The organism is Stutzerimonas sp. KH-1 (assembly GCF_054483855.1).
In genome coordinates this window covers 284543-298881 of record NZ_CM137011.1, presented here as the reverse complement: position 1 = coordinate 298881, position 14339 = coordinate 284543, and the positions used below count along the sequence as shown (strand labels likewise).

The 14339-nt window shown below is 62.8% G+C and carries 24 protein-coding genes; 21 read left to right on the top strand and 3 right to left on the bottom strand.

Annotated elements, in window-relative coordinates:
• Window positions 1–332 precede the first annotated feature (332 nt).
• The 21 genes from ACX1DW_RS01470 (at window position 333) to ACX1DW_RS01370 (ending at window position 11197) form a co-directional block, all read left to right on the top strand.
• Window positions 333–611 carry a hypothetical protein gene (locus tag ACX1DW_RS01470; RefSeq protein ID WP_458992600.1) on the top strand — a complete coding sequence of 93 codons (279 nt, stop codon included), beginning with the start codon at window positions 333–335 and terminating at the stop codon, window positions 609–611.
• Window positions 608–775 (top strand): hypothetical protein, encoded by a 168-nt coding sequence (locus ACX1DW_RS01465; RefSeq protein ID WP_458992599.1) that lies wholly within the window; start codon window positions 608–610, stop codon window positions 773–775. The genes ACX1DW_RS01470 and ACX1DW_RS01465 overlap by 4 nt, the downstream gene beginning before the upstream one ends.
• A 173-nt stretch (window positions 776–948) precedes the next feature.
• The gene (locus ACX1DW_RS01460; protein ID WP_458992598.1) at window positions 949–1818 is read left to right on the top strand and encodes an ATP-binding protein; all 870 of its coding nucleotides are present in this window, start codon (window positions 949–951) and stop codon (window positions 1816–1818) included.
• Window positions 1815–2303 carry a single-stranded DNA-binding protein gene (ssb, locus tag ACX1DW_RS01455; RefSeq protein WP_458992597.1) on the top strand — a complete coding sequence of 163 codons (489 nt, stop codon included), beginning with the start codon at window positions 1815–1817 and terminating at the stop codon, window positions 2301–2303. The genes ACX1DW_RS01460 and ssb overlap by 4 nt, the downstream gene beginning before the upstream one ends.
• Window positions 2304–2345: 42 nt before the next feature.
• On the top strand, window positions 2346–3095 hold the full coding sequence (locus ACX1DW_RS01450; protein ID WP_279642515.1) for a 3'-5' exonuclease family protein: 750 nt from the start codon (window positions 2346–2348) through the stop codon (window positions 3093–3095).
• 44 nt (window positions 3096–3139) lie between these two features.
• Window positions 3140–3367: a hypothetical protein gene (locus ACX1DW_RS01445; RefSeq protein ID WP_042919540.1), complete on the top strand. Its 228-nt coding sequence runs from the start codon at window positions 3140–3142 to the stop codon at window positions 3365–3367.
• Between the two features lie 148 nt (window positions 3368–3515).
• Window positions 3516–3971, top strand: a complete 456-nt coding sequence (locus ACX1DW_RS01440; protein ID WP_458992596.1) for a hypothetical protein — start codon at window positions 3516–3518, stop codon at window positions 3969–3971.
• A gap of 306 nt (window positions 3972–4277) precedes the next feature.
• Window positions 4278–4439: a hypothetical protein gene (locus tag ACX1DW_RS01435; protein WP_458992595.1), complete on the top strand. Its 162-nt coding sequence runs from the start codon at window positions 4278–4280 to the stop codon at window positions 4437–4439.
• Window positions 4436–4897 (top strand): hypothetical protein, encoded by a 462-nt coding sequence (locus ACX1DW_RS01430; RefSeq protein WP_458992594.1) that lies wholly within the window; start codon window positions 4436–4438, stop codon window positions 4895–4897. Before ACX1DW_RS01435 ends, ACX1DW_RS01430 begins: the two co-directional genes overlap by 4 nt.
• Window positions 4894–5304: a hypothetical protein gene (locus ACX1DW_RS01425; RefSeq protein ID WP_458992593.1), complete on the top strand. Its 411-nt coding sequence runs from the start codon at window positions 4894–4896 to the stop codon at window positions 5302–5304. The genes ACX1DW_RS01430 and ACX1DW_RS01425 overlap by 4 nt, the downstream gene beginning before the upstream one ends.
• Entirely contained in the window at window positions 5297–5494 is a 198-nt protein-coding gene (locus ACX1DW_RS01420; RefSeq protein WP_458992592.1) for a helix-turn-helix domain-containing protein, read from the top strand. Before ACX1DW_RS01425 ends, ACX1DW_RS01420 begins: the two co-directional genes overlap by 8 nt.
• Complete coding sequence (locus ACX1DW_RS01415) at window positions 5491–5835, top strand: hypothetical protein (protein WP_458992591.1); 345 nt, start codon at window positions 5491–5493, stop codon at window positions 5833–5835. The genes ACX1DW_RS01420 and ACX1DW_RS01415 overlap by 4 nt, the downstream gene beginning before the upstream one ends.
• Before the next feature lies 1 nt (window position 5836).
• A complete protein-coding gene (locus ACX1DW_RS01410) occupies window positions 5837–6064 on the top strand; it encodes a hypothetical protein (RefSeq protein ID WP_458992590.1) in 228 nt (75 codons plus the stop codon).
• 61 nt (window positions 6065–6125) lie between these two features.
• Window positions 6126–6413 carry a hypothetical protein gene (locus tag ACX1DW_RS01405; protein ID WP_458992589.1) on the top strand — a complete coding sequence of 96 codons (288 nt, stop codon included), beginning with the start codon at window positions 6126–6128 and terminating at the stop codon, window positions 6411–6413.
• A 24-nt stretch (window positions 6414–6437) separates the two neighbouring features.
• Entirely contained in the window at window positions 6438–6734 is a 297-nt protein-coding gene (locus tag ACX1DW_RS01400) for a hypothetical protein (protein ID WP_458992588.1), read from the top strand.
• Window positions 6731–6943, top strand: coding sequence for an excisionase (locus tag ACX1DW_RS01395; RefSeq protein ID WP_458992587.1), 213 nt, complete (start codon window positions 6731–6733; stop codon window positions 6941–6943). The genes ACX1DW_RS01400 and ACX1DW_RS01395 overlap by 4 nt, the downstream gene beginning before the upstream one ends.
• Window positions 6924–8009, top strand: a complete 1086-nt coding sequence (locus ACX1DW_RS01390; protein WP_458992586.1) for a phage integrase Arm DNA-binding domain-containing protein — start codon at window positions 6924–6926, stop codon at window positions 8007–8009. The genes ACX1DW_RS01395 and ACX1DW_RS01390 overlap by 20 nt, the downstream gene beginning before the upstream one ends.
• A 45-nt stretch (window positions 8010–8054) precedes the next feature.
• A complete protein-coding gene (locus tag ACX1DW_RS01385; RefSeq protein WP_458992585.1) occupies window positions 8055–8432 on the top strand; it encodes an ArsC family reductase in 378 nt (125 codons plus the stop codon).
• 45 nt (window positions 8433–8477) lie between these two features.
• Entirely contained in the window at window positions 8478–9512 is a 1035-nt protein-coding gene (dapD, locus tag ACX1DW_RS01380; RefSeq protein WP_063539739.1) for a 2,3,4,5-tetrahydropyridine-2,6-dicarboxylate N-succinyltransferase, read from the top strand.
• Between the two features lie 75 nt (window positions 9513–9587).
• Window positions 9588–10793 carry an aminotransferase class V-fold PLP-dependent enzyme gene (locus ACX1DW_RS01375; RefSeq protein ID WP_458992584.1) on the top strand — a complete coding sequence of 402 codons (1206 nt, stop codon included), beginning with the start codon at window positions 9588–9590 and terminating at the stop codon, window positions 10791–10793.
• The gene (locus tag ACX1DW_RS01370) at window positions 10790–11197 is read left to right on the top strand and encodes a SufE family protein (RefSeq protein WP_102840033.1); all 408 of its coding nucleotides are present in this window, start codon (window positions 10790–10792) and stop codon (window positions 11195–11197) included. Before ACX1DW_RS01375 ends, ACX1DW_RS01370 begins: the two co-directional genes overlap by 4 nt.
• Before the next feature lie 49 nt (window positions 11198–11246).
• Here ACX1DW_RS01370 and ACX1DW_RS01365 read toward each other — a convergent pair whose 3' ends face one another.
• The 3 genes from ACX1DW_RS01365 to ACX1DW_RS01355 all read right to left on the bottom strand — a co-directional run bounded on the left by ACX1DW_RS01365 (window position 11247) and on the right by ACX1DW_RS01355 (window position 14194).
• Window positions 11247–12368: a beta-ketoacyl-ACP synthase III gene (locus tag ACX1DW_RS01365; protein ID WP_152481547.1), complete on the bottom strand. Its 1122-nt coding sequence runs from the start codon at window positions 12366–12368 to the stop codon at window positions 11247–11249.
• 255 nt (window positions 12369–12623) lie between these two features.
• Window positions 12624–13547, bottom strand: a complete 924-nt coding sequence (locus ACX1DW_RS01360; RefSeq protein ID WP_458992583.1) for a c-type cytochrome — start codon at window positions 13545–13547, stop codon at window positions 12624–12626.
• Complete coding sequence (locus tag ACX1DW_RS01355) at window positions 13544–14194, bottom strand: c-type cytochrome (RefSeq protein WP_458992582.1); 651 nt, start codon at window positions 14192–14194, stop codon at window positions 13544–13546. The genes ACX1DW_RS01360 and ACX1DW_RS01355 overlap by 4 nt, the downstream gene beginning before the upstream one ends.
• Window positions 14195–14339: the final 145 nt, after the last annotated feature.

Here is a 14339-nt window from a genome sequence, read left to right as displayed (position 1 = left end):
CAGAGAGGTTCATCTCATCCGTCGCGAAATACCTTACGAACCGCGAAGGCGTTGTTATCAGCGTAGCGCCGGCCGACCTTAGCCCAGAGGAGAGAAGAGCCTATTGCGGATGGGTCAACCGGGTTCATGTCGAGTGGCAAAAGCGCAACGGCCGAGGGAAGACGGAGCGCATGTGGATGGACCCTAGCGACATAGCTCCGAAGGAGGCGCCGGCCCATGGCTAGCCAATACCAACGCGCCAAGCGCCTAGCGTTCTGGAAATTCTACGGCTACGGCCTGGCAGTGTTCTCGCTGCTGGCTGTGATTAGCGGACTGGCAGGGAGGATTGCACCGTGAGCCACGAATTCAAGCCGGGCGACCTGGCGCTGATAGTTTCCGTAAGCCGGCCAGAGTTCTCTAATAACCTTGGCCGTGTCGTTGAGGTTATAGAGATCGATCCTGCGGACGAACTATATGACGTTCGGATTTCTGCGGAAGGTCTCGTTTGCGGGAGCCGTTTAGTCTCCGAACGCTTCATCGATAACAACGCATGGGCGCACCACTCGTGGCTAATGCCCCTCCGTGGCGACTTCCAGCCCGAGCGCCAGAAATCGCAGGAGGTGCCGGCATGAACCGCACCCTCCCCCTCCCCTACGACACCGGCCCGCACGACGACACCCCATCAGGCCACAGCTTTGCAGCTGCTTGGTGGACCCTTACCGGGTTCGGCGTCCTTTCCGCAACGCTCGCTTTCGGCCTCATTGGTGAGGCGGCGATCTTTCACTTCTTCGGGTAACCGACCATGCAACCAACCACAGCACAGGTTCCGCCTGCTGTTGCGGCTCAACTCGACTGGATGACGCTCGGATCGTTTGACCCCGAGCGATTCCAGGGCGAGCAGCGCAAGCAGTACGAAGACGAGGCCGCACGCATAGAGCGGCAGTGGGATAACCAACCGAGGTAACAATCATGTTCAAGAAGGCAGAACGCAAGCAGGCACGGCTACGGCTCGCACTTGCGGGACCATCCGGCTCCGGCAAGACCTACTCAGCGCTCCAGATGGCAAAGGGGCTTGGTAGTCGAATCGCAGTGATCGACACCGAGCACGGCAGCGCATCGCTGTACGCCGACGCAGCAGACTTCGACGTGATGGAGCTGCATGCACCTTACTCGCCCGAGCGCTACGTTGAAGCCATCCAGGCCGCAGAGGCCGCCGGCTATGACGTGCTGATCATCGACAGCTACTCGCACGAGTGGACCGGGCCGGGCGGCTGCCTGGAGATCAACGACGAGACGGCAAAGGCCAGATTTAAGGGCAACACATGGTCGGCCTGGAGTGAGACAACGCCGCGCCACCGCAAGCTGACAGACAAGATCCTGACCAGCCCGATGCACATCATCTGCACCATGCGGAGCAAGACCGAGACGGTACAGGGCGAGGGCAAAAAGATCGTAAAGCTCGGCCTCAAGAGTGAGCAGCGGGACGGTACGGACTATGAATTTACTGTCGTCCTCGACGTCACGCACGACGGGCACTACGCCGTTGCCAGCAAGGATCGGACGCGCCTCTTCCATCACCCTGAAGTCATCACCCCCGAGACGGGCGCCAAGCTGCTGGCCTGGCTCAACGATGGCCGGAGCCAAGAGCAGCAGGCGATGGACGCCGCCGAGGAAGCGATCAGCAAAATCCCGCTGGTTGAGACGATGCATGAATTGCAAAGCGTCTACGCAGCGGCCTACCGGCAGGCGCAGGAATACCCCGAGGTGCTGGCGAAGCTCAATGCCGCCAAGGACCAACGAAAAGCAGAACTCACACAACCCATGGAGCAAACGGCATGAGCAGTCGCGGCGTAAACAAGGTCATCATCATTGGGAATGCGGGTAGCGATCCGGAGGTACGTTACGCGCCGAGCGGTAACGCCTTCGCCAACCTGACCATTGCCACATCGGAAAGCTGGAAGGACAAACAGACCGGCCAGCAGCAGGAGCGCACCGAGTGGCACCGCGTAGTCTTCAGCGGAAAGATCGCAGAAATCGTCGGTGAGTACGTCCGCAAAGGGCAGCAGCTCTACATTGAAGGGAAGCTCAGAACGCGGGAATGGGAAAAGGACGGCGTGAAGCGCTACACCACGGAGATATTGGTGGGCATCGACGGCACGATGCAGATGCTTGGCAGTAAAGGCGATGGGCAGCAGCAAGCGCCTAGACAGCCGCAGCCGCAACGCCCTGCACAGCAGCCGCAAAGCCAGCAAGGTGCGCCGGGGCCGGACTCCTTCGACGACGACATACCATTCCTTCCGGTGCCGTACTTGGCTGGAATCTGACAACTACAGGGCGCTTCGGCGCCCTTCTCTTTGGGGCTGAAAATGAACATCTATCTGGACATTGAGACCATCCCCGGCCAGTCGCCGGCAGTGATGGAGTTGTTTCGCGAGGACGCGCAGGCCGACATGGATGCAGTGCGCGCCCCGGCCAACTACAAGGACGAAGCGAAGATCGCCGAGTATGTCGCCGCCAAGCGCGCTGAGATCGAAGAAGGCATCGAAGAGCGCTGGCGCAAGACCAGCTTCGACGGCGCGCTTGGTCACATCGCAGTGATTGGCTATGCCATCGGCGACGATGAGCCAGTGACGCTCTACCACGACGCCTACGGCACGCCGGAAGCCGAGCGGGAAATGCTTGCAGGGTTCTTTGCCGCGGTGAACAACGCTGGCGGAAGGATGCTTGCTGGTGGCACCCGAACGGGCTCGACGCCAACGCTGATCGGGCATAACGTGCTGGACTTCGATCTGCGCTTCATCTTCCAGCGATCCGTAATGCTGGGAATTCGCCCGCCGCAGTGCCTGCCCTTCGACGCGAAGCCTTGGGATAAGACGGTATTCGACACGATGACCGCCTGGGCTGGCGCCCGCAACCGCGTCAGCCTCGACAAGCTGTGCCGAGCTTTTGGCATCGCAGGCAAGGGCAGCGAGATAGAAGACGACATCGATGGCAGCAAGGTTTGGGACTTCGTGAAGGCCGGCCGCATCGCCGATGTTGCCCGGTACTGTGCCGGCGACGTTGAGCGAGTTCGCCAGATTCACCAGCGCCTGACCTTCCAGAACATCGCAGCCTGATCCACCCCGGGCGCCCAGCGCGCCCTCCTCCCCGGTACACACCCATGACATTTTGCAACCTAACCCCAGCGGGCCGGGCGGCTGATGCTGCCTGGCTTTCACGACTCGTCGCCGAATCAGGCGTACCCATCCAGCAGGTCGAAGGCTTCCAGGGCGTGAAACCCATTGAGCGCAAGCGCTGGCACGACCCGACGACCGTACTCAAGCGCCGCCGCGATCCGAAGCGGGAGCTGGCGGCATTCGCCCGTCGGGCACTGGAGCAGATGGCATGAGATTCAGCGACGCGCTCGACGCAATCATTCACGCAGCTGCGCAAGCAGCATCATCCGGTAAGCCGTGGGGCGTGTATGCCATGGACCGGTTCATAGCCGCGCCGCTAGGGCGCCTCAGTCCGGACAACCTGCTGGAGGTGTGCCAGCCATGAAACGCAACCTACCCCACGCCAGGCTCAACAAGCTGAGCCGGGCCATTGTCCGCCAGTTCCGCGTGGCCGTGGTGAACATGGACCCGGGCGGCCGGCAAGGGCTCGTCGACTGGAAGACCTGCCGCAGCATCGCGCCGAGCCGGCAGATAGCCGAGGCCGTCTGCGACATAGCCCATAGCTGGGTCATCTACCTCGCCGCCTTCTGCGTCGACCAGAAGGGCGAGCAGTACATCAAGGCCAGCGAGATCGCGCCGCAGGGTATCTACCGATCCGACAGCCTGTCCGGCGTGCTCGAGGAGCATTACCGAGCGCTGGTGAAAAGCTGCAACCCGAATCACATCATCGGCTCCGACTGGATTGCAATGCCTGGCGGCACGTCGCTGGACGAGGCGCAGGCCGCGCGGATCTTCGAGGCGTGCGGGGCTTGGAAGGTGCACGAGGTGGCAGCATGACTCCCCATCCCGAGAGCCCAAACGGCCTATGGGCGGCACTCGGCTACGCGATTGAACGAGGCTCGCGCCATAGCCGAATCATCCGCAGACCTGACGGCAGCGTCGTCGAGTTTCCGCGCACCGATGATCGACACGCAGACGAGATAGCAGCCGCTCGGGCTGAGCGGCGCCGGCTGCCAATTGGCGAGGCCGAATGCCTTGCGGTGCAGGAGTCGCTACCGCTGTGAACGCACCCATCTTCTGCCGCACGGACGGCAAGCGGATCGGCCAATGCGCCTGCTTCCGCTGCCGCCCACCGGAGGCCCCATGCGACCAAAGACCCAAATCTGGCTGCGCAAGCCGACCAACACCCGCCACTACATTGCCGGATCGAACGGCTCGGCCTTCCTGATGTGCTCGGCCAGCCGCAAGCCGATCTTCGCCACCGAGGCGGAACTGAACAACGCTGAGCTATGGAGTCGAGTATGACCAAACATGACTTGAAGGAACTGGCAGCCATGGGCGCTGAGCTGGGGGCTGCAAAGGCGGAGGTGGAGCGGCTGAAGTCGCTGATGCGCCAGGCTATCCCGTGCCTTGCCATGTCCACCAACAGCCACGCCACTAGCTATGTACGCCAGTTTGAGTCCGCCCTATCCCCGCAGCCCGAGCCCACCGACACCTACACCGCCGTCGACATGGCCACAGCCGCAGCGCAGGGGTTCAGGGATGGGCAGGCGGCAGTAGAGCAAGCCCCGGCGCAGGATGAGCGGGAGGCGTTTGAGGCGCACTTGAAAAAAGATGGCATAGCCGAAGAGTTCCTAGAGCGAGAGGAGGGATTCACCGAACGCTATTCGTGGGTAGCGATACAGGACGCATGGGAGATTTGGCAGGCAGCTATTGCCACCCGCCCCGCGCAGACCGAGCAGCAGCCGGAGCAGAGCGCATGACCATCGCCGAAGACTACTTCGCCGACGCCGGCGAAACGGTTGGCCAGGCCGTAAAGCGGATGCACGCCGAGGGATTCAGCATCGAGCGCGCGTCACAGCTGATCGGCTACTGCACGTCCAGCGACCTGCGCAAGTATCTGGCGCGCAGAGGCTTGGAATGCCCTTGGCCGAAGAACACCTACCGGGGCCGACGTGGCCACCCGCCGATCAAGATCACCGATGCCGTTATGGAGCGATACGTTGCCATGCGGCATTCCGGTGTGTTCGCCAAGGACGCAGCCGCGGACGTTGGGTTCAACGCAGACCAGATACGCAAGGCCATTCAGCAGCGCCGGCCGGACCTGAGCCTGCCGCGCGGCCGCACAAGAGGCGACCTGTACAGGCACAAGGAGGCAAGCCATGGCTAGCGCAGATATCCGCCCCGGCCCCTTGATCCGCGAGCGGCGCAAGGCCCTAGGCATTACCCAGCCCGCGCTGGCTGAGCAGGTCGGCGTCAATCCAACAACCCTGCCCCGCATAGAGCACGGCCATAACGCCGGATGGACGACCATTGTGGCGCTACTGCAGGCAGTCGGCGCGGAGGTGATTGTGAGATGAGCAAGGTATTGGTTGATCGGGAGCTGCTGGCAGGTGTTTGCAGCATGGTCCCTGAGAAGATGAAGGCCGCCAGGAAGGAACTTCGCGCCATCCTCGCCCAGCCAGAAGACCCTGAGGGCTTCGAGATCGCTCGGCATTCAAAGCGACTGGTCGATCAGCTGCGTTCTGACCTGTCAGCCGTGACCGCCGAGCGGGATAGGTTGCGGGATGCAGCAGGAAAGGCCATAGCCTGGCTTGACGCAGAGCAAAACGGGTCCGGGGTCGGTATCAATCGCAGACTCAAGCTGTGCCGTGATGCAGAAAACTCGCTGCGCGCCGCCATGGCTGCGAAGGAGGCGTGATATGTCGTTCGAATTCGACAGAGATATCAGCGAGTCGGCAAAGGCGTGGATGAAGCTTCTCGGCAACTTCGGCCCTACAGTTCGAGCCGAAAACAGAGAGATGAAGGGCACGACCGTCGATGAGTGCGGCGATCACGTCAAGACCTACTACGACAGCGGCGAACTGCGCGAACTAGCCAAAGCCTGCATCGAGGTTGCCGACTGGCTTGATCGTCGAGCCGGCGCCTAACCCCCTAACCCCACCCAAACACACAGCCTGCCGGCGAGAGTCGGCGGGGAGGAGATTCTGCATGTCCGAAAGAACCTACCCGTACAAAGCATGGGTGCTGATGCCTTCCTTCAAGATTGTCGAGGTCGAACTTGTTGAGTGTTACGGAAGCTGGGGTAGATACATGGAATGGGATAAGGCATCGAGCGGAAAGAGCTACAACGTTGATCGCGACCTTTACCCTACCAAAGCAGCAGCCATTGCAGCAGGCCGCAAGAAGCTCGATGAGCAACAGGCCGACATCGCCAAGCGCCTGGAGCGAATCAACAAGCGAATCGCAGCGCTGGATAAGGCAGAGCGCGCCGCCTAACCCAACACGCAGAAGGAGATAGCCATGCACACAGACAAGGCGATAGCAGAGTTCGAGGCGTGGTGGGACAGGCAGCCTCACCGCGAGCAGTTCGAGGACGTGAAGGACCAGATGCGGAATGTGTGGCTGGCGTCGCGGCGGGAGGCATTCATTGAGCTGCCGCAGCCAGCGACCCGCCCGTGCGACTGCGATCGTTGCGATTGCGGAAACATTGGCGACGCTCAGGCAGTTGCAGAAGCCGACGCATTCAACTGTGCGCTGGCTCAATGCCAGAACGCCATCGAAGCAGCCGGCGTAACGGTGAGGGGGGGTGAGAGATGAAATTAAGCCTTGAGAAATGGGCGGAAGCAAACTTCGATCCGGTGCCGACGCTCAACACGCTGCGGCGGTGGGCGCGAGAGGCGAAGATTTTCCCCGCCCCGGTGAAGCACGGGCGCAGCTATTATGTTGAGCCAGACGCACAGTACATCGAGCCGGGCAGGTTGGCCGGTCGCATAGCGAGGGAACGACATGGCGCCAAGGCCGCGTAAGACCGGTTCGAAAGACCTGCCGCCGAACCTGTACCGCAAGACGGATAGCAGGAACGGCGTCACCTATTACAGCTATCGTGACCCGCTGTCAGGAAAGTGGTACGGGCTTGGCTCGGACAAGGCGCAGGCCGTGCGGGAGGCTGTGCACGCCAATCATGCAGGCGCGAAGATGCAGCCGGCACTGGTTGAGCGAATAGCAGCCGCACCGGTCCGCAGGTTCTCGGAATGGATCGACGAGTACCGCAAACTCTACGCCGAGCGAGATGTATCTGACCGCAGCAAGGAAACGGTGCGCATGAGGCTCAATCGGTTGAGCGAGGCGCTTGGGCACCTTGACACAGAAAGCATCGGGACGTTTGAGATTGCCGCCTACCTGAAGACTTTCACGGATGAAGGCAAGGCGCAGATGGCTAAGGCCATGCGGTCACTGCTGAGCGACCTGATGCGGGAGGCGATAGCGGCTGGATGGCGGAAGGACAACCCGGTCGAAGTGACGCGGGCCGCGAAGGTGAAGGTCAAGCGCGAGCGGCTGACCCTGGAGCAATGGAAGGCGATCTACGCCGAGGCCAAGCAGCCCTGGCTCAAGCGCGCAATGGAGCTTGCGGTACTGACCGGGCAGCGGAGAGACGATATCGCGGCGATGCTGTTCAAGGACGTGTACGACGAGCACCTGCACATCATTCAGGCGAAGACCGGCGCCCGGCTACGGATCAGCACAAAGCTCCGCTTGGAATCGGTCGGGCTTGAGCTTGGCGAGGTGGTTAAAGCCTGCCGGGATGCGGTAGTGTCAAAGCATCTCGTGCATCACAGTCGCACCGTGAGTCGCGCGACGCCGGGAATGCCAATCATGCTGGACACATTGACCAGCGCATTTGCAGCCGCACGGGACCGCACCGGCATTGAGTTCGGGGCTAGCCCTCCGACCTTCCACGAGATGCGCTCACTGGCTGCCAGATTGCACGCCGCGGAAGGCCGAGATCCGCAATTGCTGCTCGGCCACAAGTCGGCAGCGATGACAGCGCTCTACCGTGACAGCCGGGGCGCCGAGTGGATCGACGTGGCATAATCCGCGACTGAGTTTTGGCGAGGTTTTGGAGAGGATTTGTAGGGAATGAAAGCGCCCTTTAAAATCAGGCACTTACGCCTCTATGGTATCAAAGCCTGTGACACCATGAAAAAGGCCCGTACCTGGCTCGACGAACATGGGCAGGACTACGACTTCCACGACTACAAGAGCGCCGGCATCGACCGCGCCCATCTGGAAGCCTGGTGCAACGAACACGGCTGGCAGACCGTTCTCAACCGTGCCGGCACCACCTTCCGCAAGCTGGACGACGCTGCCAAGGCCGATCTTGACCAGGCCCGGGCCATCGAGCTGATGTTGGCCCAACCGTCGATGATCAAGCGCCCGGTACTCGACCTGGGCGATAGAACCCTGATCGGCTTCAAGCCCGATCTTTACGCTGCCGCACTGGCAGCGCCGAACTGACAGCAGCCCCGCCTCAAGGCGCGGCCATCGAAAAAGGATAATCCCATGTCTGCAACGCTCTTCAGCCTCGCCTTTGGCGTCGGCACCCAGAACCGCCAGGGTGACTGGCTGGAAGTCTTCTACGCCCAGCCCCTGCTGCAGCCGGCCGGCGAACTGGTCGCTGCCATCGCCCCGCTGCTCGGCTACGCCGGTGGCAATCAGGCGATCGCCATCACCACCACCCAGGCGGCGCAGCTGGCCGACGCGCTGAAGCCGCTGGACTCCGCCCAGCATGCCCTGCTGACCCGTCTGGCAGAAAGCCAGCGCCCGCTGGTGGTTACCCTGCTGGCCGAAGACGCAGCCCTGACCTCGACGCCCGAGGCCTACCTCAAGCTGCACCTGATCTCCCATCGTCTGGTCAAGCCGCACGGCCTGAACCTGACCGGCATCTTCCCGCTGCTACCCAACGTCGCCTGGACCAACCAGGGCGCCGTGGATCTCGCCGAACTGGCCGAGCGCCAACTGGAAGCGCGGTTGAAGGGCGAGCTGCTGGAAGTCTTCTCGGTGGACAAGTTCCCGAAGATGACCGACTACGTGGTGCCGGCCGGCGTGCGCATCGCCGATACCGCGCGCGTGCGCCTCGGCGCCTATGTGGGTGAAGGCACCACGGTGATGCACGAAGGCTTCATCAACTTCAATGCCGGTACCCAAGGCCCGGGCATGATCGAAGGCCGCGTCTCGGCCGGCGTGTTCGTCGGCAAGGGGTCGGACCTGGGCGGTGGCTGCTCGACCATGGGCACCCTCTCCGGCGGCGGCAACATCGTCATCTCGGTTGGCGAAGGCTGCCTGATCGGTGCCAACGCCGGCATCGGCATTCCGCTGGGCGATCGCAACACCGTGGAATCCGGTCTGTACATCACCGCAGGCACCAAGGTCAGCCTGCTCGACGAGAACGATCAGCTGGTGAAAGTGGTCAAGGCTCGCGATCTGGCCGGGCAGAGCGACCTGTTGTTCCGCCGCAACTCGCAGACCGGCACCGTGGAATGCAAGACCCACAAGTCGGCCATCGAGCTGAACGAGGCGCTGCACGCGCATAACTGACGCAGGAGCAGCGGCAAGCTGCGAGCCATGAGCGCCTGCCTTGCCGCATCCCCTGCTGCACGAGGCTTGCCGCTTATGGCCCTGTTCTCCCCCTGGCGCGCCGACTTCCCCGCTCTGGCGGTACTCGAAGCGCAAGGCCAGACCTACCTCGACAGCGCCGCCACGGCCCAGAAGCCGCAGGCGCTGATCGACGCCCTCAGCGGCTACTACACCTGCGGTGCGGCAAACGTGCACCGTGCCCAGCACCAGCCCGCCGAACGCGCCACCCGCGCCTACGAAGACGCCCGTATCAAAGTCGCCAAGTGGCTGAATGCCGCCTGCCCGACCGAAATCGTGTTCACCCGTGGCGCGACCGAAGCGCTGAACCTGCTTGCCTACGGTCTGGAACACCTGATCGAAGCCGGCGACGAGATCGTCATCAGCGCCCTCGAGCATCACGCCAACCTGCTGCCCTGGCAGCAGCTAGCCAAACGTCGAGCGGCCAAGCTGCAGGTACTGCCCATCGATGCCTCCGGGCGTATCGACCTCGCCGCGGCCACCGGCCTCATCGGGCCGCGCACGCGGCTGCTGGCGGTGAGTCAGTTGTCCAACGTGCTCGGCTGCTGGCAGCCGCTCGAACCGTTGCTGCGCCTGGCCAAGGCACAGGGCGCGCTGACTGTCGTCGATGGTGCGCAAGGTGTGGTCCACGGGCGCCATGACATGACCACGCTGGGCTGCGACTTCTATGTGCTGTCCAGCCACAAGCTCTATGGCCCGGATGGCGTTGGCGCGCTCTATGGCCGCGGCGAATCCCTGCTGCAGCTGCGTCACTGGCAGTTCGGCGGCGAAATGGTGCGGATCGCCGACTACCAGAGTGCCGAGTTTCACGCCGCGCCACTGGGTTTCGAGGCCGGCACACCGCCGATTTCCGGCGTGATCGGGTTGGGCGCCGCGCTGGACTATCTCGCCGCCCTCGACGCCACCGCGGTCGGCCGCCATGAACAGGCGTTGCACGATCTGTTGCTCGCCGGCCTCGCCGAGCGCAGCGGCATTCGTCTGCTCGGCGCGCCGCAGGTCGCGCTGGCCAGCTTCGTTGTCGAGGGCGTGCACCATTCCGATCTCGGCCACCTGCTCACCGAACAGGGCATCGCCGTGCGCAGCGGCAACCACTGCGCCATGCCGCTCATGAAGCATCTCGGCCTGGATGGCGCCACGCGCGTCTCGCTCGGCCTGTACAACGACCACAACGATCTGCAGCGCTTCTTCGATGCGCTGGACCAGGCCCTGGAGCTGCTGCGATGAGTGAACTGCCCGACGCCGCCCGCGAGGCCTTGGCGACCTTCGCCGAGGCGCCTGGCTGGGAGCAGCGCGCACGCCTGCTGATGCAGTGGGGAGAACGGCTGGAGCCGGTGAACGATGGCGAACGCAGCGAGACCAACCGCGTCGCCGGCTGCGAGAGTCACGTCTGGCTGATAGGCCAATGCCAGGATGGCCGCTGGCATTTCCGCGCCGCCAGCGACGCCCGGCTCATTCGCGGCCTGCTGGCGGTACTGCTGGCGCGGGTCAATGGGCTGGATGCGAATGAACTGGCCCAGGTGGACATGGTCGACTGGTTCGCGAGCCTCGGCCTGTCACGGCAGCTGTCGCCTTCGCGCAGCAACGGCATGAACGCCGTGCTGCAACGAATGCGTGAGCTGACCGGCTGATCGCCATAGCTGGGCTGCAGCCCAGCCTACGAACGGTCGTCTCCCGCGATCAGCGCTTGCGCAGGATCACGCTGCCGATCGAATAACCGGCGCCGAACGAGCTGAGCACGCCCAGGCTGCCGCTGGGCAGGTCGTCCTGATGCTTGTGGAAGGCGATCACCGAGCCGGCCGAACTGGTGTTGGCGTAGGTGTCGAGAATCACCGGCGCCTCGTCCTCGGTGGCATCGCGACCGAGCAGCTTGCGCACGATCAGGTGATTCATGTTCAGGTTGGCCTGGTGCAGCCAGAAGCGCTTGACCGATTCCACCGCGATGCCGTTTTCGCTCAGGTGCTCGCCGATCAGCTCCGCCACCATCGGACAGACTTCTTTGAATACCTTGCGGCCTTCCTGGATGAACAGCTTGTCCGGGTTGCTCATGTACTCTTCGGCAGTGCGGTTGAGGAAGCCGAAGTTGTTGCGGATGTTGTTGGAGAATTCGGTCACCAGCTTGGTGCTGAGTACCTCCCACTGATGTGCGGAGGTGGCCAGATCTTCACGCTCGATGACGACCGCGGTGCAGGCATCGCCGAAGATGAAGTGGCTGTCGCGGTCGCGGAAGTTCATGTGCCCGGTGCAGATTTCCGGGTTGACCATGAGGATGGCGCGGGCCTGGCCGAGCTTGATGCTGTTGACCGCGTTCTGGATACCGAAGGTCGCAGACGAGCAGGCAACGTTCATGTCGAAGCCGAAACCCTTGATGCCGAGTGCGGCCTGCACCTCGATGGCGATGGCCGGATAGGCGCGCTGCAGGTTGGAACAGGCGACGATCACGCCATCGATATCGGCCGCCGTCTTGCCGGCGCGGGCCAGCGCTTCTTCCGCTGCCTTGACCGACATCTCGCAGAGAATCGACCACTCGTCATTGCTGCGCTCCGGGATGCGCGGAACCATGCGCTCGGGGTCGAGGATGCCGGCCTTGTCGGTGACGTAGCGGCTTTTGATGCCGGAGGCCTTTTCGATGAAGGCGGAACTGGACTCGGCCAGCGGCTGGACCTCACCGGCCTCGATGGCCGCGGCATTCTCGCTGTTGAAGCGGTGCACGTAGGTGTTGAAGGACTCCACCAGTTCGTCGTTGGAGATACTGCTGGCAGGGGTATAAAGGCCGGTACCGCTGATGACGACGTTGTACACAGTCGTTCCTCTCGAATAGGGCTTGATCGTACTGACGGTGGGACGGTACGGCGGCTAGCCTTGGCCAACCACGATCATTCCAGCGCCTCTTTAATGGCGGCTATTGTGCATGAAAAGCTGAAAGAATCCGTAACATTGCGCAGATTACGAAGCCTGTAATTAAGCCATTCGGCGCATAATCCCGTGACCGTTCGGTCTGAATATGAAGAGGGCGCCATCTGGCGCCCTCTTCTGTTCACAGCGTAGCCTGCAACGCTATTTGACGCCCTGCCCGAGCAGCACTCCATCGACCTGCTGGCCATAGAGGTTGACGCCATCGTTGGCGTGATACTTCAGGCGCGTCTTCTCCACTGAGCCCTCGATCAGGCGTGGGTCCTGCGGACGCTCGTGGCTGTTCATGTAGGCTGCGACATGCCAGGCATCCGCATCACTGAGCGAGCCACCCTTGCCGAGCGGCATGCTCTCCTTGATGAACGCCGCTGCGGTGTTGATCCGGTGCATGCCGGCGCCCCAGTTGAACGAGTCCTTGCCCCACAGCGGCGGGAACACGTACCCGCCACCGGCCTTCTGCCCCTGACCATCGTCGCCGTGACAGACCGCGCACTGCTCGGCATAGATTTGCTTGCCCTTGGCGATATCGAAACCTCCCTGGGGCTGCGGGACTTCCGGATAGGCCCGACCCGGCAGCTCCTGGCCGGTCGGCGCGCCGGTGGACAGCCAATAGGAGTACGCCGTCAGCGCATTGATGACATGGCTGTCCGCGGCCGGCGGCGTGCCGTTCATGCTGAACTGGAAGCAGCCCTGCACCCGCTCGGCATAGCTGTTGACCTTGTCGTTCTTCTTCCGATAGGCCGGGTACATCGGGTAGGCGCCCCACAGCGGCGCGGAGTTGGCCTTGCGCCCCTGATCGAGATGGCAGTTGGTGCAGTTCATGCCGTTGCCGACGTACTCGGCCGCGTACTTCTGCGTATCGACGAAGATGGCTCGCCCCTGCTGCACCAATTCGCCATAGGCGTTGGCGGGCAGATCCTTCTCCTGGGGTAGCTGGAAGTAGCGCTCACCGGCGCCCTTTTCGGCTTTCTGCGTCAGCTGGGATTGATCATCCATCTTGATCTCGGCGGCCAGTGCGACGCCGCCGATGGACATCGCCAGCAGGGTAAAAAGCAGCTGCGTGTTCATTGACCGGTCTCCTTCTGCCCGACGTTGGCGAAATATTCGGCAACGACCTGGACCTCGTCGTCGCTCATCGCCCGCGCGATATGCCCCATCAGATCATTCGGATCGTTCTTGCGAGTGCCCTGACGCCAGGCGTTGAGCTGCGCGCCGAGATACTGGGCCGACTGCCCGGCCAGCGGCGGGAAGCTCGCACCGACACCCATGCCACCGGGGCCATGGCAGGCCACGCATTCGGGAATGTTGCGCTCCCAGGCGCCGCGCAGAGCGAGGCGCGCACCGACGCCTTCGGCGGCCTCTGCACGTCCGATGGCAGCGAAAGCAGGCGCCGGCATGGCCTCCAGAGTTGCCGCGACGGCATCCATTTCCTCATCGCTCAGCGCAGCGGCGATCGGCTGCATGATCGGATTGCTGCGCGCACCGGAGCGGAAATCGTCGAGTTGCTTGCGGCTGTATCCCGCATCGATCCCTGCCAGGCGCGGAAAGCCTGCGGCCGCCATCCCCATCGCATCGGCGCCATGGCAGGTCGCACACGCCATGGCTGCAGGGTTGGCACCCCCTTGTGTATAAATCTTTTGCCCATCGGCAGCCTGTGCCTGCATTGAAAGCAACAATGCAGCCACACCGGCCAGGGGCCAGTGAATGGATTTCATGTAAGGGCCTCATCAGCTGTTGTAGTTATGCTGTCGCGACCTGGCGTCGTTCGGATCGATGCTCTGTTTCTATGGTCGGTCTGCGGCAGCTTGTCGCAGAGCGAACGCTATCACACCGCGGCAGCCGCTCTCCAGAAACAGAATA

Excerpts from the sequence above, each read along its gene's own strand:
- ACX1DW_RS01465 (WP_458992599.1), top strand. The coding sequence starts at position 608 with ATGAACCGCACCCTCCCCCTCCCCTACGACACCGGCCCGCACGACGAC.
- ACX1DW_RS01460 (WP_458992598.1), top strand. The coding sequence starts at position 949 with ATGTTCAAGAAGGCAGAACGCAAGCAGGCACGGCTACGGCTCGCACTT.
- ssb (WP_458992597.1), top strand. The coding sequence starts at position 1,815 with ATGAGCAGTCGCGGCGTAAACAAGGTCATCATCATTGGGAATGCGGGT.
- ACX1DW_RS01450 (WP_279642515.1), top strand. The coding sequence starts at position 2,346 with ATGAACATCTATCTGGACATTGAGACCATCCCCGGCCAGTCGCCGGCA.
- ACX1DW_RS01445 (WP_042919540.1), top strand. The coding sequence starts at position 3,140 with ATGACATTTTGCAACCTAACCCCAGCGGGCCGGGCGGCTGATGCTGCC.
- ACX1DW_RS01440 (WP_458992596.1), top strand. The coding sequence starts at position 3,516 with ATGAAACGCAACCTACCCCACGCCAGGCTCAACAAGCTGAGCCGGGCC.
- ACX1DW_RS01435 (WP_458992595.1), top strand. The coding sequence starts at position 4,278 with ATGCGACCAAAGACCCAAATCTGGCTGCGCAAGCCGACCAACACCCGC.
- ACX1DW_RS01430 (WP_458992594.1), top strand. The coding sequence starts at position 4,436 with ATGACCAAACATGACTTGAAGGAACTGGCAGCCATGGGCGCTGAGCTG.
- ACX1DW_RS01425 (WP_458992593.1), top strand. The coding sequence starts at position 4,894 with ATGACCATCGCCGAAGACTACTTCGCCGACGCCGGCGAAACGGTTGGC.
- ACX1DW_RS01420 (WP_458992592.1), top strand. The coding sequence starts at position 5,297 with ATGGCTAGCGCAGATATCCGCCCCGGCCCCTTGATCCGCGAGCGGCGC.
- ACX1DW_RS01415 (WP_458992591.1), top strand. The coding sequence starts at position 5,491 with ATGAGCAAGGTATTGGTTGATCGGGAGCTGCTGGCAGGTGTTTGCAGC.
- ACX1DW_RS01410 (WP_458992590.1), top strand. The coding sequence starts at position 5,837 with ATGTCGTTCGAATTCGACAGAGATATCAGCGAGTCGGCAAAGGCGTGG.
- ACX1DW_RS01405 (WP_458992589.1), top strand. The coding sequence starts at position 6,126 with ATGTCCGAAAGAACCTACCCGTACAAAGCATGGGTGCTGATGCCTTCC.
- ACX1DW_RS01400 (WP_458992588.1), top strand. The coding sequence starts at position 6,438 with ATGCACACAGACAAGGCGATAGCAGAGTTCGAGGCGTGGTGGGACAGG.
- ACX1DW_RS01395 (WP_458992587.1), top strand. The coding sequence starts at position 6,731 with ATGAAATTAAGCCTTGAGAAATGGGCGGAAGCAAACTTCGATCCGGTG.
- ACX1DW_RS01390 (WP_458992586.1), top strand. The coding sequence starts at position 6,924 with ATGGCGCCAAGGCCGCGTAAGACCGGTTCGAAAGACCTGCCGCCGAAC.
- ACX1DW_RS01385 (WP_458992585.1), top strand. The coding sequence starts at position 8,055 with ATGAAAGCGCCCTTTAAAATCAGGCACTTACGCCTCTATGGTATCAAA.
- dapD (WP_063539739.1), top strand. The coding sequence starts at position 8,478 with ATGTCTGCAACGCTCTTCAGCCTCGCCTTTGGCGTCGGCACCCAGAAC.
- ACX1DW_RS01375 (WP_458992584.1), top strand. The coding sequence starts at position 9,588 with ATGGCCCTGTTCTCCCCCTGGCGCGCCGACTTCCCCGCTCTGGCGGTA.
- ACX1DW_RS01370 (WP_102840033.1), top strand. The coding sequence starts at position 10,790 with ATGAGTGAACTGCCCGACGCCGCCCGCGAGGCCTTGGCGACCTTCGCC.
- ACX1DW_RS01360 (WP_458992583.1), bottom strand. The coding sequence starts at position 13,547 with ATGAACACGCAGCTGCTTTTTACCCTGCTGGCGATGTCCATCGGCGGC.
- ACX1DW_RS01355 (WP_458992582.1), bottom strand. The coding sequence starts at position 14,194 with ATGAAATCCATTCACTGGCCCCTGGCCGGTGTGGCTGCATTGTTGCTT.